General features: G+C 58.9%; 8 protein-coding genes. 4 read left to right on the top strand and 4 right to left on the bottom strand.

The genetic code is table 11. The features are described 5' to 3' along the window. Positions 1-478: 478 nt before the first annotated feature. The gene (locus CA51_RS23955) at positions 479-1,921 is read left to right on the top strand and encodes a purple acid phosphatase family protein (protein ID WP_145123651.1); all 1,443 of its coding nucleotides are present in this window, start codon (positions 479-481) and stop codon (positions 1,919-1,921) included. Between the two features lie 126 nt (positions 1,922-2,047). On the opposite strand, the gene CA51_RS23950 is transcribed toward CA51_RS23955, so the two are convergent. The 4 genes from CA51_RS23950 to CA51_RS23935 all read right to left on the bottom strand — a co-directional run bounded on the left by CA51_RS23950 (position 2,048) and on the right by CA51_RS23935 (position 13,468). Then, complete coding sequence (locus tag CA51_RS23950; RefSeq protein WP_145123650.1) at positions 2,048-3,547, bottom strand: glutamate synthase subunit beta; 1,500 nt, start codon at positions 3,545-3,547, stop codon at positions 2,048-2,050. 111 nt (positions 3,548-3,658) lie between these two features. Then, a complete protein-coding gene (gene gltB / locus CA51_RS23945; protein ID WP_145123649.1) occupies positions 3,659-8,221 on the bottom strand; it encodes a glutamate synthase large subunit in 4,563 nt (1,520 codons plus the stop codon). Between the two features lie 121 nt (positions 8,222-8,342). Next, positions 8,343-9,305: a LysR family transcriptional regulator gene (locus CA51_RS23940; RefSeq protein WP_145123648.1), complete on the bottom strand. Its 963-nt coding sequence runs from the start codon at positions 9,303-9,305 to the stop codon at positions 8,343-8,345. Positions 9,306-9,553: 248 nt separating this feature from the next. Then, entirely contained in the window at positions 9,554-13,468 is a 3,915-nt protein-coding gene (locus tag CA51_RS23935) for an FHA domain-containing protein (RefSeq protein ID WP_145123647.1), read from the bottom strand. Between the two features lie 586 nt (positions 13,469-14,054). Between CA51_RS23935 and CA51_RS23930 the strand changes: the two genes are divergently transcribed. The 3 genes from CA51_RS23930 (at position 14,055) to CA51_RS23920 (ending at position 17,318) form a co-directional block, all read left to right on the top strand. Then, a complete protein-coding gene (locus CA51_RS23930) occupies positions 14,055-14,453 on the top strand; it encodes a TraR/DksA family transcriptional regulator (RefSeq protein WP_145123646.1) in 399 nt (132 codons plus the stop codon). A gap of 310 nt (positions 14,454-14,763) precedes the next feature. Further along, positions 14,764-15,831 carry a S1C family serine protease gene (locus CA51_RS23925; protein WP_231745871.1) on the top strand — a complete coding sequence of 356 codons (1,068 nt, stop codon included), beginning with the start codon at positions 14,764-14,766 and terminating at the stop codon, positions 15,829-15,831. Positions 15,832-16,214: 383 nt separating this feature from the next. Then, positions 16,215-17,318 (top strand): DUF1559 family PulG-like putative transporter, encoded by a 1,104-nt coding sequence (locus CA51_RS23920; RefSeq protein WP_145123644.1) that lies wholly within the window; start codon positions 16,215-16,217, stop codon positions 17,316-17,318. The last annotated feature ends 134 nt before the right edge of the window (positions 17,319-17,452 follow it).

Genomic DNA, 17,452 nt, shown 5'->3' with positions numbered 1-17,452 from the left:
AGACGGGGATCAATTCACTGGCAGCGGCGTGTGAATCGTCATCCGGTTGCAACCTCGATTCCTCCGTTTTCAACCGCCCGGTGCAACTGAGCGATCCCAAACCGGCTTGCCGCGAGGGTCAGAAACGTCGTCAAATCTAAAGTCAACGACTGCGAACGCCAGCAAGATCGACAGCGGATGCCCGGCGGTTTTCTGGAAAACGATTCCGCCTCTTATGGTGGAAGTCGACTTCTTGGGCGAGGCCATCTCGTAAATCCAATTATCTAACGCCAGGGGCAAGTCCGTCAGGAATCTGCCACTCCTGGTCGATGTCGCCCAAGTCGACGACACACCCAAAGCGTTCCCAGGGGAAGCTCTGCGCGAACGCTTTGCTAAAATCGGAACTTCATCGTTTCTTCATCAGCGAACGAGACTCCGGTAGGCATAATGTCAGCCGACCGAAGTTTTTGCAATGGAACACACAAAAGGCGCTTTCTGAATGAATTGTCGTAAGTTAATGATTTGGACCGTCGCGAGCCTATCGCTGCAAACCTTGGGGATCGCACACGAGGGAGAGCACGGTCATTCGCACGCTCCGATCGCGGTAAAGCCCGACGAGATGTACGAACCGACGGCGATGCCCGATCGGATCGTCTTGACCTGGGATGGCGATCCACACACCTCCCAAGCTGTCACTTGGCGAACGTCGACCGCGGTCAACATCGGGCTGGCGGAAATCGCCGTCGCCGAAGCGGGGCCCGGTTTTCCGGCGAAAGCGGAGCAGATCGCAGCGGTCTCCGAAGCGCTGAAGACCGATCTGAATACAGCTCACTTTCACAGCGTCAGCTTTCGCGACCTGACCCCAGGCACTCGTTACGCCTATCGCGTTGGCGACGGCGTGAACTGGAGCGAGTGGTTCCACTTCTCCACTCCAACGAGCAAGCACGAACCCTTTTCGTTCATCTATTTTGGCGACGCGCAAAACAATCTGCGTTCGATGTGGTCGCGAGTGATCCGCGAAGCCTATCGCGACGCTCCCAAGGCGGCGTTCCTGCTGCACGCCGGCGATCTCGTGAATCGCGCCACAGCGGACGCCGAGTGGGGCGAGTGGTTTGGCGCCGGAGCGTGGCTGAACGCGATGACTCCCAACATCGCAGTCCCCGGCAATCACGAGCAATCCAAATCGGCCGATGGGAAAAGTCGCCAGCTGACATCGCATTGGCGTCCTTCGTTCACCTTTCCTCAAAACGGTCCCAAGGGGCTCGAGGAAAGCTGTTTCACACTCGTCTATCAGAACCTTCGCGTGATCGCTCTGAATAGCAACGAAATGCAAAAGGAACAAGCGGTTTGGCTCGAAGACGTTTTGGCCAACAACAAGTCTGAGTGGGTCGTTTGCACCTTCCATCACCCGATCTTTTCGACCGGTAAGGGACGCGACAACCGTTCGCTGCGAGCGGCTTGGAAACCGATCCTGGACAAATACAAAGTCGACCTCGTGCTGCAAGGTCACGACCACACTTACGGCCGGACCGGCTTCAGCGTTCCGGGAGTCGAGGTTTCAGAAAAGGAGTTCTCGACCTTTGGAGTCGATGACAAGGCGGCGGCGAAAGAGGGCGACAAGGAGATCAGCGTCGGCACGGTTAACGTTCCCACCGGCGTGCAAAACGTCGATCCCGAGCACGGGACTGTCTACGTCGTATCGGTCAGCGGGCCGAAGATGTACGACAATACGCGTTGGCCGTTCATGAAGCGTTTGGCCGAGGATACGCAACTGTATCAAGTGATCCACATCGATGGCGATCAGCTTCGTTTCGAAGCACGCACCGCGATCGGAGAGCTTTACGACGCGTTCGAATTGCACAAGCAAGCCGATGGCGAGATCAACAAGCTTGTTGAAATCGAAGTCGAGATGCCGCAGAATCTGCGACCTAAGAAAGACTAGTCCGCACTGGGCGGCCACCGATCGAAAACTTGTTGCAAGGCGAGATCCTTGCAACAAGTGGATCGGTCGGTCGCGGCAGGCCCTGTGCCGCCGCGACCATTCTTTACTGCCGAGGAACCTGTCGGATTAAGTCGCCGACAGTTCGGTTCCCATCGTCGTGCCTGGTGCTGGCAGAACGCTGCTGCCTTGCAGGTAGATGTCGATCGCACGAGCGGCTCCGCGGCCTTCGTTGATCGCCCAGACGACAAGACTCTGTCCGCGACGGCAGTCACCGGCAGCGAAGACGCCTTCGATGCTGGTCGTGAACTTGCCATGCTCGGCCTTGTAGTTCGATCGGGCATCGGTTTCGAAGCCCATCGATTCGACCAAGTACTGCTCTGGACCCAGGAAGCCCATCGCCAGGTAGACGCGCTGTGCGGGCCAAACCTTTTCGGAGCCTTCGATCTCGCTCATCGCCCAGCCACCATCGGGCTTCTTGGTCCATTCGACACCCACGGTGCGAATGCCCGACAGATTGCCCTGGCCGTCGTCGATGAACTCCTTCGACAGGATGCAATACGTCCGCGGGTCCTTGCCGAACTTAGCTGCCGCTTCTTCGTGACCGTAATCGGTGCGGAAGACGCGCGGCCATTCGGGCCAAGGATTATCGTCAGCACGTTCTTCGGGCGGCTGAGGCAGCAGCTCAAAGTTGACCATGCTCTTGCAGCCGTGGCGGATCGAGGTGCCGATACAGTCGGTGCCGGTATCGCCACCACCGATCACGATCACATCTTTCCCTTCGGAGTTGATGAACTCGGCCGTGTCGGTTTTGTCGAGAACCTTCTTGGTGTTCCCGGTCAGGTAGTCCATCGCGAAGTGGACACCGTTGAGGTCGCGGCCGGGGATCGGCAGATCTCGCGGCTTGGTCGCACCGGTCGACAACAGGACTGCATCAAAATCTTTCTGCAGGTCCTTCGGGTCGATATCGACGCCGACGTTGACGTTGGTCTTGAAGGTGACGCCTTCGGTGGTCATCTTCTCGACGCGGCGAGCGACTTGGTTCTTGTCCAGCTTCATGTTAGGAATGCCGTACATCAGCAACCCGCCGATGCGGCTGGCGCGTTCGAAGACGGTGACCAGGTGGCCGGCACGGTTCAATTGATCCGCGGCGGCGAGGCCGGCGGGTCCCGAACCGATAATCGCTACCTTTTTGCCGGTCCGCGCATTTGGCGGTTCGGGCTTAATCCAGCCCTCCTGCCAAGCGCGGTCGACGATCGCGTTCTCGATGTTCTTGATGGTCACGGGCGGATTGGTGATGCCCAAAACGCACGACCCTTCGCACGGCGCGGGGCAGACCCGACCGGTGAACTCAGGGAAGTTGTTCGTCTTGTGCAGACGCTGGATCGCGTCTTCCCAGCGACCGTTGTAGACCAGGTCGTTCCACTCGGGGATCAGGTTGTCGATCGGGCAACCGCTGGACGATTGGCAGAACGGCACGCCGCAATCCATACACCGGGCACCCTGCTCGCGGAGCAGTTCTTCTTTGGGTTCGGTGTAGATTTCCTGGTAGTCGTTGATGCGGACAACTGGCAGTCGCCAAGGCACTTTTTTGCGGTCAAACTCTTTGAATCCAGTTGGCTTACCCATCGTGATACTCTCAATTTTAAAAGGCGAATTGTGTGAGGCGTCGTCGGCCCCGTTGTGCGTGCCTGGGCAGATCGCCTGCCCAGGCTGCGTCCACGTGTTGCTTGGCTGTGACTAGACGTTGACCGTCTGGTTTGCTTCGGCCAGTTCTTGCAAGACACGCTTGTAATCGGTTGGCATAACTTTGACACACTGCTTCACGAAGGTGTCCCAATCGTCCAGGGCTTCCTGCCCGACCGTGCTGCCCGTGTAGCGAACATGCTTCTCGATCAATTCCTTGACCTCGTCCTGTTCCGCTTCGGTTTCGATCTTCTCGAGTTCTACCGTTCCCAGGTTGCAGTTCAGGCTGAAGTCGCCCGCCTTGTCCCAGATGTAGGCGATACCGCCCGACATGCCGGCAGCAAAGTTGCGTCCGGTGGCACCGAGGATCACCACGCGACCGCCGGTCATGTATTCACAGCCGTGATCGCCGACACCTTCGATGACGGTGTTGGCACCACTGTTGCGAACCGAGAAGCGTTCGGCAGCCCGACCGCGGAAGAAGGCTTCGCCCATCGTGGCACCATACAGGCAGACGTTGCCGACCAGGATGTTGTCTTCGGCGGTGAACGAACTGACCTTCGGTGGGTAGATCACGATCCGACCGCCCGAGAGGCCCTTGCCGACGAAATCGTTGGCGTCGCCATCGAGTTCGATCGTGATTCCCTTGGCCAGCCACGCTCCCAAGCTCTGTCCGGCCGAACCGGTCAACTTGATGTGGATCGTGTCTTCGGGAAGACCCGTTTGGCCGTACCGCTTGGCGACCTCGTGGCTGAGGATCGTGCCGACGGTTCGGTTGATGTTCACGATCGGCGATTCGATCACGACAGGTTCCTTGGTCTCCAGCGTCTTCATCGCCTGAGGCAAGATGACGGTATTGTCCAAGGCGTGCTCGAGTCCGTGATCCTGAGCGATGGTGCAACGCGTTTCGACGTCGGCGTGCATCTTGGTCGCTGGGTGTAGGATCGGAGTCAGGTCCAATCCGTCGGACTTCCAGTGGCGGATCGCATCGTCGGTCTTCAACACGTCGCTGCGGCCGACCATTTCGTCGATCGATCGGAAGCCGAGTTTGGCCATCAATTGACGTGCGTCCTCGGCGACCATGAACAGGTAATTGACCACATGTTCCGGCTTGCCAGCGAACTTCTTTCGCAGATCGGGATCTTGCGTCGCGATGCCGACTGGGCAGGTGTTCAAGTGACATTTACGCATCATGATGCAGCCCAACGCGATCAGCGGCGCGGTCGAGAAGCCGAACTCTTCAGCTCCCAACAACGCGGCGATGACGACATCGCGGCCGGTCTTCAGACCACCATCGGTTTGCAGAACCACGCGGCTGCGGAGGTTGTTCAGAACCAGAACCTGATGGGTTTCGGCAATGCCCAATTCCCATGGCAGACCGGCATGCTTGATGCTGGTCAGCGGCGAGGCACCGGTACCGCCCGAATCGCCCGAGATCAGGATGTGATCGGCGTGTGCTTTCGCCACGCCCGAAGCGACCACGCCAACACCAACTTCGCTGACCAGCTTGACGCTGATCCGCGCCGCGGGATTGCTGTTCTTCAGGTCGTGGATCAGTTGCGACAGATCCTCGATCGAATAGATATCGTGGTGCGGCGGCGGGCTGATCAAACCAACACCCGGCGTGCTGTAACGAATCCGGGCGATGTTCTGGTCGACCTTCTTACCCGGCAGTTCGCCACCTTCGCCCGGCTTGGCACCTTGGCTGATCTTGATCTGAATCTCATCCGCGTTGGCAAGATATTCGATCGTCACGCCAAAGCGTCCGCTGGCGACCTGCTTGATCGCCGAACGCTTGCTGTCGCCGTTGGCCAGTGGCAGGAACCGCAGCGGATCTTCGCCACCTTCGCCGGTGTTGCTCTTACCGCCCAAGCGATTCATCGCCACGGCAAGCGTCTCGTGCGATTCGGCGCTGATCGAACCAAAGCTCATCGCCCCGGTGCAGAATCGCTTGACGATCTCTGACGCGGGCTGAACTTCATCCAACGGCACCTCGGGACCTGCACCGCCCTCGTTGAAGTCGAGCAGGCCACGCAGCGTCCAGCGAGTCTTGTTGTCGTGGTTGATGAAGTTGGCGAACTTCCAATACGCGTCCTTGTTGCCGGTCCGAGCGGCAGCTTGCAGCGACGCGATCGATTCGGGAGCCCAAGCGTGCTTTTCGCCTTCGGCACGCCAGTGGAATTCACCGACGTTGGGCAGCTGTGGCAGCTGAGCCGATTTGACGTCGGGGTATCCCAGGTGGTGACGACGCAGCGTCTCTTCGGCGACCAGTTTGAAATCGACGCCTTCGATGCGGCTGGCCGTGTTGGTGAAGCAGAGGTCGATGACCTCGTGATTCAGGCCGATCGCTTCGAAGATCTGAGCACCCTTGTAACTTTGCAGCGTGCTGATGCCCATCTTGGCCATCACCTTCAGCATTCCCTTGGCGACGCCCTTGCGGTAGGCAGCAACGATCTTGTCGTCGTCGTCCAGCTTGTTGCTGAGCAAGCCGTCGCGACGCGATTGCCACAGCGATTCGAAGGCCAGGTAAGGGTTGATCGCGTCGGCACCGTAGCCGATCAGCAGGCAGTGGTGATGGACTTCGCGAGCTTCGCCCGATTCGACGACGACGCCGATCTGGGTTCGCTTGGCCTTGCGGACCAAGTGTTGGTGAACCGCACCGGCGGCCAACAGCGAACTGACAGGAACGCGGTCGTGGCTGACCGCGCGGTCGGTAAGAACGACGATCGAGAAGCCGGCGTCGACAGCCGCTTCGGCTTCGGCAGCGATTCGCAGCAGTGCGTTGCGGAGGCCATCGGTTCCCTCGGAGCGATCGAAGGTGATGTCGATCGTTTGCGATTTCCAGCCGCGATGGTCCAGGTGCTTCAGAGCCGCCAATTCTTCATTGGTCAGGATCGGGTGCGGAATCAGCAGGCGATGGCAGTGCTCTTCGGTCGCTTCGAGCAGGTTCTGCTCGGGGCCGATGTAACACTCCAGCGACATGATGATCTCTTCGCGGATCGAATCGATCGCGGGGTTGGTCACCTGAGCAAACAACTGCTTGAAGTAGTCATAGATCATCCGCGGCTTGTCGCTCAGACAGGCCAAGGCGGAATCGTTCCCCATCGATCCGACGGGATCGCGGAGTTCGGTGACCAGCGGACGCAGCATGAACTGCATCGTTTCGATGGTGTAACCAAACGCTTGCATCCGCTGCAGCAAGGTGTCGGCGTCGAAACCGTGTGGTTCTTCTTCGGGGTGCAGGTCCGACAACTGGATGCGTTGGTTTTTGAGCCACTTGCCGTACGGAGCTCGCTTGGCGAACTCGGTCTTCAATTCCTCGTCGGCGATCACGCGGCCGTCTTCGAAATCGACAAGGAACATCTTGCCAGGTTGCAGGCGTCCCTTCTCTTTGACGATCGCCGGATCGACTGGCAAAACGCCGACTTCACTGGCCATGATCACGCGATCATCGGTCGTGATGTAATAGCGGCTAGGACGCAGACCGTTGCGGTCGAGAACCGCACCGATGTAATGACCGTCGGTGAAGGCGATCGACGCGGGGCCGTCCCACGGTTCCATCATGCCGCTGAAGTATTCGTAGAAGGCACGCTTCTCTTCGGGCATCGTGTCGTGCTTCTGCCACGCTTCGGGAACCATCATCATGACAGCTTCTTGCAGCGTGCGGCCGTTCATCAACAGGAACTCTAACACGTTGTCGAACGTGCCCGAATCGCTGCACTCGGGTTCGACGACGGGGAACAGACTTTGCAGTTCGTCGCCGAAGGCTTCGCTGCGAGCGGTTCCCTCGCGAGCCGCCATCCAGTTCTTGTTACCGCGGACCGTGTTGATCTCACCGTTGTGGCTCATGAATCGCAGCGGTTGGGCGCGATCCCAGCTAGGGAAGGTGTTTGTCGAGAACCGGCTGTGAACCATCGCCAGATGGGTTTCAAAGTCGGGATCGGTGAGGTCGGGATAATACGGCAGCAACTGTGCCGGTGTCAGCATGCCCTTGTAGATGATGACCTTGGTCGAGAGCGAGCAGATATAGAACATCTTCGCTTGCGCCAATGTCTGGCTGCCACGCAGTTGATGGCTGGCACGCTTGCGGATGCTGTACAGTTTGCGTTCGAACGCGTCGCCTTCGATACCGTCGGCCGCAGCGACAAACAGCTGTTCGATGTTCGGTTCGCTCTTGCGGGCGGTGGGGCCAACGTCGGCGGCATCGGTGTTTTGAGGAACGTTGCGCCAACCGACGAGGGTCTGTCCCGCTTCGGTGATCAGCTTTTCGATCTCCTGCTTGCAGTGCGCTCGTTCGGCGTCGTCTTGCGGCAGGAAGACCAAACCGGCGGCGAAGCGACCCGGTTCGGGAAGCGTTGCGCCAAATTCAGCTTTGGCCACGCGAGCCAGGAAGCGGTGGGGCAAGCCCATCATGATTCCCGATCCGTCGCCGGTATTGGTTTCGCAACCGCAGGCGCCGCGGTGATCCATGTTCTTCAGGATCGTGTCGGCGTCCAATACGATCTGGTGGCTGGGTTGGCCTTTGATGTGCGCCACAAAGCCAACACCGCAACTGTCTTTCTCATGTGCGGGGTCGTAGAGTCCCTGCTTTGGCGGAAAGTGGAAGTCGGTATTCATAGGGCTAACTTTCATATTTACGTGTAACGGTTACGTTCGGTGCCGCCGTCCGTGGAGCAACGATCTGCAGCGATCCTTCGTGCAGAGGCGGTAGCGGGAGCCGAGAGGTTCCCGCGCTGGCCTAGGACGCGGCCGAGGAGGCCGGTTGTTTCGATTCAGCGTCGGCACGGCGGCGAAGTTCAGCACTCGATTCGTCCGGTTTTAGAGGACGACCCAACAGAAGAGCACCAAATTCCAACGCTGCCGGCCCGAGTCGGGCTCCGCGACGCCAGATGATGCCAAGTGGGCGAGTGATTTCGAGGTCGGGGCACTGAATCACACGGAGTGAATCGTTGGCGACCTCGCGTCGGATCGCGGGCTCGGGCAGAATCCCGATCCCGCTGTTCAATTGAATGGCCCGGATTAAAGAATCGATATTATCGAAGCCGGTATCAAATTTGGGCCGGATACCGTTTCGTGTTAGATAGGCGGCGATCTCGCGCTGGACCTTCAAAGATGGATCGAAACCCATCATCAATTGGCCGTCGAGTTCCGCCAGGCGGACCTCGCGGCGATTGGCGAAAGGATGGTCCGGAGCGCTGATCAACTTCATCGGCTCGCGCTGCCAGGTGACGCAGTTCAGCGTCCGCGTGCTCTTGGGATACGAGATCAGTCCCAGGTCGGCGGTCCCTTCCATCACCGATTCGTGGACCCGTTCGGGGATCACAAATTCGATATGAAGGTCGACGTCGGGGTGCCGTTCAGCGAATTCCGACTTGGCCGAGGGCATATAGCTGAGCCCGACCGAATAGATCGAAGCGACCGCGACCTGACCAGCCAGTCGTTTGCCAAACGAACGAACTTCCTGGTCGAGCGTGTGGAGATCGAACAAAACCCGCTGCAGCCCCTCGAAATAGAGCTGTCCGGCGGCGGTTAAGACCAGCGGACGCTTGGAGCGATCGATCAACTGGACCGACAGATCCTGTTCCAGATGATGGACGATCTGGCTGGCCGCACTCTGAGTCATGCCATGCGCCGCAGCCGCACGCGAAAAACTGCGTTGGCTGGCGATGTCGCAAAAAACTCGGAGTGCTCGGATCTGCATGTACGGAGGTTTATCTCGTGTTATTAGCTGGGCTGTAGTATTAGCTGCTCTAATTTAAGGTTGCCGTAGCTTGAATTCCTTTGATGCAACCTAATCGACAGAATCCCGATTCGTCAACGGTTCTTCTTGAGAACGGACGATAAAAACAGGCAGATAACACGGGATATTAACAATCCCGACCACCGGCAGCGGTTCGGCGACCGCCGCATCGGGGATTCGTTAGATAGCCGCTGGATTAACAGGCGGCGTTACTGGTCGACGCTAGTGGTCGGTTGTTCATCGACAACCGCCGGTGCGGCCTGCCTCTGCACAGGGGAAGGCTCTCGGTCAGAAGTTGGACCGCTTCCCTTCAGCAGTTTGAGGCCGCTGAGTCCCCAGTAGACTGCCAGCAGCACACACGCGCCGGCTGCCAAGCTGTAGGGCATCAATTGACGCTGAGCGAGGACGGCGAATGTGCCGCTGCCCATGATGAACGCCCCCGACAGGAACAGCTTCAGCATCGCTTGGCTGCGTTGCCGATTGCGAACACTTTTGGCGATCGCTTGTCGCGCCGAACTGTTGGCCAGTTCTCGCATCGCCGACAGGTTGCCCGAATGTTCGGGAGCCGAACTGCGAGGTACGTATTCCGATTCGTGCATCACGTCCTGTGGAGCCTCTTCGACCATCGTCGCTTCGATAGGCGTAGCGGCGACGGCTTGAGTCGGTTGGCTCGCGGCGGGTTGTGGCTGCGGCGGTGCTTCGGGTTCGGGTTCATCGGCTCCGCCATGCATCCGCTTCAGCAGGCGGTTCATGTAAGCTTCGATCGAATCCTCGTCGGCGTCGTCGCCATGGTGATCGCTGGCGGGCGAAACGAGTGCGCTTTCGCTTGGTGCCGGTTCGTGCTGCGGGACATCGCGGCGCGGCAGTTCTTGTGGCACAGGGGAAACGATCGCCGAAGCGCCGTCGTCCGAATCCTCGTCGGCGTACGCGCCGTAATAGGATTCCTCCTCCTGCGACTCTTCTTGCGGATTGTGGTATTCCGCTTCCGGTTCGCTGGCGACCTGGTGAGAATCGACCGGTTCGTCGTGCGACTGTGACGTGTGGTCGTAGTCGTCGCTAGCGGGTTCTTCTGGCGGCACCATGCTGCCGAATCCACCCTCGGGCATAACCTGGGTGTACGCGGCTTCGTCGTCCTGGTCGTCCGAGGCGTCGAGGTCGCTGGGGGCCGCGATGCTCGGGAACGCTTGGGCGATCGGATCGCTCTGCTCTGCTTGGTCGGAGTCCTCCGCATCGGCGTGTTTCGCGTCGATCGGGAATGAGAAGCCCATCGACATCGATTCATCCAAATCCATCGATGTCGGATCGTAGGTGCTCGATTCCGAAAGGTCGGCGAACGACCCAGCTTGCGGATCGTCGCGATTGAACTCTCCGATCATCTCCGCCGCTAATCCGCTGAGCGCTTCGTCGTCGTTCTCGCCCCACGGTGAGACTTCGTCTTCGCTTGACGAATCGATGACCAAGCCGTTGGCTCCGTCGTCCCAACCCGCTTCGTCGTAGCTGCCGAACGAGTTTTCGGAAACCGTTTCGTCGGCATCCGAACCGTCGGTTTCGCGGTATTCATTGCTGTACACGTCGTCGGTCGATTCGGACGCCGGTGGTACGAGTCCGAATGCTCCGTCGTTCGCGGGCGGAAGGCTCGCCTCGCCGCCGGGCTGCTGCGACGGTGGCATGACGCAGGTGCTGGAGATGTCCGGTTCGTCGGAGTCGTCGTTCCAGGCTTCCGACTGGGCATCGCTTTGCGCCATCGATTGAGCGTCGTCTGCCCAGTCGACGCTCGGTTGCGTGTCGGTGTTTGTCGTGGTGTCGGTGAACGCTTGGGGCGACGGGATTGGGAACGCGTCGTCGTAAGTATCCTCGGGCGTGAGGTCGTCGTTGCTCCACAAGACCGCCGGAGCGCTGGGCTCTTCATCGGCATCGCCTGCGTCGAACTGCCCCTCGGGCTCGACGTCGGTTTCGCCGATCTGGAACGCTGGTGCGTCGGAGCTTGGTTGTTCGTCGTGCAGGTTTTCCGCTGCCGAGGCGTCCGATTGGAGATCGTCGCTGGCATCGGTCGCCGCAAACGGAGCGGGATCGGTTTCGGGCTGTGTTTCCGTCGATTGAGCCAGCTGTTGCGTTTGATCGACGCCTTCGCTGGGCTGGTCTTGGTGCAGCCGATTGACCTCGGCTTGCAGCCGCGCCGCCAAGCGATTGGCAACGGTTGCTTCTTCCTGCGGATTGACCGCCGGACGGAGCGCCGTGAACTGCGAAAGTTCCGCAGCTTGGTGTGAGATCTTGTATTCGAGTTCCTCGCGTTCCAGCTGCCAAGAACTCTGTCGCGCCGCCTGCTCGACTCGCAACGCTGCCAAGCGATCTTGCGCATCCTGCAGCTCTTGGTGCAATTCGGCGGTCCGCTGAGTCGCGTCGGCATCGGAATCAGCTTGAGCCGATTCGACGCTGGCGAGTTCTCCCTGCAGTTGTTCGGCGCGTTCGCGTTGGTCGTTGAACTTGTTTTCTGCGATCGCCAACTGACAGCTGATCTGTTCGATCGCCGCGTTGAGCTCTTTCGCTTCGGCTTCCCAAACCAGTTGATGGTTCTTGTGATTGGCTACCGAATCGGCGAGTTCGTTTTCGAGGTTGGCGATCTTCGCCGCAGCCGCTTCGTTTTGTTCAGCGTGGAACGCCAGCGTCTGTTGGTGTTCTGCCTGTTCGCGTGCCATCGCCGCTTCGCGTTCAGCCAGCTCCTCGGCGAGGTTCGCTTTCAGTTGTTCCTGTTCGCTGCGGAGGTCGTCGACCGTCTGTTGATGTTCGGCGATCAACGCTTCGTTTTGCAGTGCGTGTTGCTTCGACAGTTCGTCGACGGCGCGGGCGTGTTCGGCGGCCAGTTCCTCTTGTCGCTGGATCTGCGCTGCGATCGCGGCGGCATGTTCAGCGGAGGTTTTGTCGGCCTTGGTGTGAGCATCGTCCAACTGCTTACGCCATGAGAGCGCCGTCTTCTGTTGTTGGGCGAGTTCTTCTTGAGCGATCGACAGCTGGCGGTTCAGGTCGTCGATCGCCTTTCGTAGACCCTCGGTTTCTTGTTCCCAGCTGGCCTGCCGCTCGCTGTGCGCGGTGATCGTTTCGCTCAACTGCGCTTCCAGCTGATGGATTCGCTGCAGCGCTTGTTCGTGTTTCTCGCGGTGTTGGCGAGCCTCGCGGTTAGCTCGGTCGACCGCGGTTTCCAAAACGCTCACGCGATCGGTCAATTGAACAAACGCTTCCAATTGCTTGGCGTGTTTTTCGTTGGCCGATTCGAGCTGTTGTTGCAGCGCATCGGAACGCTGCCGCTCCGAATTGTCGGCCAGTTGTTCGAACAGCGAATCGAGTTTGTCGGCTAGGGTTTCGACGGCGTGCGTCGAGGCTGCGCTCGATGCGATTGCGGCTTCAGCATTCCGAGCCGACTGCCGTTGCATCTCCTCGAGTTTCTGCAGCCGAGCGGCTTCGCGAGGATCGATCCCGCGCGGTTCCGCGGCGGGTTGAGGCCGCGGCGAGGCGAGCGGCGTCGAGCGGCTGAAGTAGTCTTCGACGTCGAATTGGACCGAGGGCTTGGAGACCATTCGCATCCCGTCGGCAAACGACAGGCGGCTCGATCCGGTCGAATCGTCCTTGCGGTGGCTCCGCGACAATGGTCGGGATTCAGCCGCTTCGCGCTGTGGGCTGATGAAGTGGCGAGCGGTTTCGGCAAAGGGCGAATGCAGCTTCTCCGCGGGCGCGGTCGTCGGTTGCGGCGACGGGGCCGACGGGTTGTTCGACTTTGGAACCCCCTGGAGAAGGGTCAGGGTATAGTCGCCCAGTTGGACGTTATCGCGTTCTTCGAGCCAGGCTTCGGTGACGCGGATCCCGTTGACAAGGATCGCGATCCCGTAGCCGCGGATCAGCAAGCGGTCCTGTTGGCGGATCAAGATCGCGTGGGTTTTCCGCAGCGATGGGTCCTCCAAGCGGACCGAGCACCCTTCCCCGGAGCCGAACGTATAGCTTTGACCGCTCAGACGCAGCCGACGGCGGGGGTGTCCGACGCGGTCGACCTGGAACTCCAGATAGTCCTCGGTACGAGGACCCTCGGGGCCTTGATTTTGTGTTGGCTTTTGGGTGTTAGCTGGTGCGGACACGTCGTTGCCTTCCGATTGATTCCTTCAATGGGGGATTATCCCGTCATCTCTTCTATCGGAACGATAACGCTCGCACATTCCTCCAAACCAGATCGATCCGACTTTCCTTGGATTTCTCAAGCTCCATTTGGTCTAAAAACTCCGATTAGTCGAGCTAGCATTTCCACAATCGAGGGGATTGGGGGACCGATCGGGAGTTCTGGTGCTAGATACCGCTATGGTGGGGAAGGTGATAGCAAGGAATTCAAACTGTCCTATGCAAAAACCGCTCGATCGGGAACCTTCATGGTCGCCCGATCGCGATCGCAAGTGTCATCCAGTGAACGACTTGCGAATTGCCAGGCGGCGTGAACAACGAGGAATTTCGTTTCCTCGCCGCTTCAAATTCGGAATGCGCACTATAGTTTAGATTGCCTGCGGGAAATTCACCGGACCTTATATAGGAACCTAAGCCCGCCGAATGCTGTCTGATCCGTCGGGCAGGCCTGACAAAAGCTGCAGCAGCACTGCGGTCATCGACATTGGGAATCGAGACGGCTGTGGGCAATCCAAGATTAACCATCAATGAATTGAGGCTGTTAGAGATATGGCACGTACACAAGCTATCTTGAAGTTGCGACAATTGCTCGTTCGACGGCGGGATGCATTGCGTCGAGTTCTGGCGGGCGACCTGAGTTCACTCAACGAATTGCGGGAGCAAAGCCATGGCGACGTTCTCGACGCCGCCTCTGACACAGCCCGCGACGAACTGAGCAGTCAATTGGCTGAGGTCGAGAGCCGCGAACTGGGCCAGATCGATGATGCCCTGCTGCGGATGCGAGACGGTTCGTATGGCAGTTGCGACGGTTGTGGCAAAGTCATCCCCGTCGCCCGGTTGCAGATTGTCCCCTACGCCACCGAATGCATCGAATGTAAGCGGAAGAGCGAAGGAACAGACGTTGGTGGTGGTTGGTCGTGGGACCGATCGGAAGTCGATAGCGTCTAACGCGCTGTGGTCGTCGGCGATTCCTAGGTCAAACGCTCGCGTGGCTTAGGTGATCGCCTCCGGTGGGGCGTCGGCTAGCTTAGTTGCCTGTGCGGCATGAATTATCATTGATAGCGAAGCGTTTCCAGTCCGGAAAACGCTTCGCTTTTTTTGTGTTGTGTCGATGGTAGGTGTCAGCCACGTTGAACCGACGGCGGCTAAGTCGGCCCACTCACAATACCGATGTTCAGTGCAGCAGGCGATCTTTTTTCGGCCAACGGCGTATCCGCGTTTCGGGACTAACAGAATGATGAACTTTTCGAGATCGATCATGGCCCTGGCAATCGCGTGCGGCCTGACGTCGTCGACATTCGCGCAATTGAAGCCAGCCAGCTTGGTGAACGATCGCCCCGAGATCGATATCCCCGCTGAAATTGCGGTCCTGCAGAGCATGAGCCGCGTCGTAAAACATGTGGCTCGCGACGCAAAACCCTGCGTTGTCCATCTCGAGGCTCGCAAGACGGAAACCAAGCGAGGCCGCAGCGAAGAGTTCGACGAGGCGGGTTCGGGGGCGATCGTGGTCATCGACGGTCGCCATTATGTCGTCACCAATCGGCACGTCGTCTTTGGCGCGAAGGAGTCGCAGGTCACGATTCGATTGAGCGATGCTCGCGAACTGCATCCATTGAAGATCGTCAGCGATCCGAGCACCGACGTGGCGATCATGGAGATTCGCGGCGAAGACCTGCAAGCCGCTCAACTGGGCGACAGCGACCTTGTCGATATCGGCGACTTTGTGCTGGCGATCGGCAGCCCCTTCGGCCTCAGCCACTCGGTCACCTTTGGCATCATCAGTGCCAAGGGGCGTCGCGACCTGACTTTGGGGGAAGAGCGGATCGAGCTGCAGGACTTTTTCCAAACCGATGCGGCGATCAACCCAGGAAACAGCGGCGGCCCGCTGTTGAATCTGCGTGGCGAAGTGATCGGGCTCAATACAGCGATCGCCAGCAGCAGCGGCGGCAGCGAGGGGATCGGGTTTGCGATCCCGATCAACATGGTCATGCTGGTGGCTCGCCAGCTTGCCGCCGTTGGCAAATTGCAGCGATCGTATCTAGGGGTTTCGCTGGATCCCGACTTCGGCCCCGAGACAGCCAGTCGGTTGGGCGTTCGGCGTCCGCGAGGTGCTTTGGTGAAGAAGGTTACGCCCAATTCCCCCGCCTCGGAAGCTCACTTGCAACGCGACGACCTGATCCAGATGTTTAACGGCGTCGAAATCGAAGACGATGATCACCTAGTCAATCAGGTTGGTCTGACCCCTATCGGCCAAGAGGTGGCTGTGGTGCTACTGCGCGAGGGGAAGCAGTATCAGACGACGTTGACCGTCACCGCGCGTCCCTAGTCCGTAGGCTCCCGGAAACTCTCCAACAGAAGCAACCTTGGGGGCGCTGGTGCGTTCCGAAGGGGTGGTTTTGGCGACTGACAGCGTCGACTCTCGGGAAAATTATTTGAAATTTCTTGCGGTGCAACCGGCGTTAACGTCCGGTAGCTTTGTGTAAGTCGATGCGAATGCGCTCGATTCTTCCGTTGCGTGGTTGTTGGCCTCTCTCTGTTTTCGGTTAACCCGTTCTTAATATAAACGCAACGTAAGCATCACAATCTTCCTCTAGCCTGCTCCTGTCGAAAGAAGTCACTCGCAACGTTTGTTGCGTTTTTCTGCGCTGTCCACCCTTCTTAGGGCGCCGACTTCCTTTCATCCGAACTCATAACAGGAGCATCTTTACTGTGGATCGATTTCAACAGAAAGCTTCGGCTTCCAGAAGTCACAAGCGTCTTGGTTTTACCTTGGTGGAACTGCTGGTCGTGATCGCGATCATCGGCATCCTCGTCGGGCTGTTGCTGCCCGCCGTCCAAGCGGCTCGCGAAGCGGCTCGGCGGATGCAGTGCCAGAACAACATGAAGCAACTGGGGTTGGCGTTGCACAACCACATGGATACCTACGGCACGCTGCCGCCAGGTTGGGTCAACTACGACGAATCGGCCAATCGCTATAAAACAGGCGGATGGCAACACGGCCAAAACGAGATGGGCTGGCACTGGTTGGCGATGCTGCTGCCATACGTCGAACAACCCGGTCTATGGGAGCTGGTGGAAGAATGTGAAGCCGCCCGGCCGACCGGAACTCAGAATCCATGCGACCACTGCGAATCGATGGATCCAAACCATTTTGGACGTGAACAGTTGCCTGCGTTTTCGCGATGCCCATCGGCTGTGACGCTCTCCAAGCAATTCAGCGACGGCGGCTACGGCCTCGAAGCTCTGGCCAAAGGGAGCAACTATGCCGCCAGTTGGGGATCGGGCAACATGCTCTCTTGGGAGAGCAGTGCCACTCGCGGTGCATTTGGAACCTATTACACGACACAGGAAAAGTTTAACACTCCCGTTGTTTCCAAAGCCGATCGCTACCAGCACTCCAAGGGAATGGGCAGCCAGGACTTGATCGATGGCTTGAGCAACACCGTGGCGTTGAGCGAGATCATCGGCAGCGACGGGCTGACGGGAACCTCCAGCACCGACATCCGCGGCGTTTGGATGTCGCCAGCGATGGGAGCCACGATTTTTAGTGCCTTCCTGAATCCCAACTCGCGCGAACGGGACGTGATCGCCGCGTGCGATGAAGCGATTCCCGACGACCGCTTTCCGCTGTTGGCATGTATCGAAGAACGCGACACCGAAAACGTCTATGCCGCCGCGAGAAGCTTCCATCCCGGAGGCGTCAACACGGCGATGGCCGATGGTTCGGTCCGATTCTTCTCCGAAACGATCGACAACGTCGCCGTCTGGCGTCCGTTGAATACCGCCCAAAACGGCGAAGTCGTCGCGGAATAATCCGCAACGAAACGATGACGACACACGGGGCGAGCTGTTGGAATTCCAGCAGCCGACCTCGGTCGCGAGGCAACGATCGCCCGCGTCGCTGTTGTGTGTTGTCGCCCAATGAATCCTCCCCCCAAAAAACTCAA

The organism is Rosistilla oblonga, from assembly GCF_007751715.1.
Taxonomy (GTDB): domain Bacteria; phylum Planctomycetota; class Planctomycetia; order Pirellulales; family Pirellulaceae; genus Rosistilla; species Rosistilla oblonga.
Note: the sequence above shows the minus strand (reverse complement) of the source record. Positions and strands in the feature narration are given on the sequence as shown.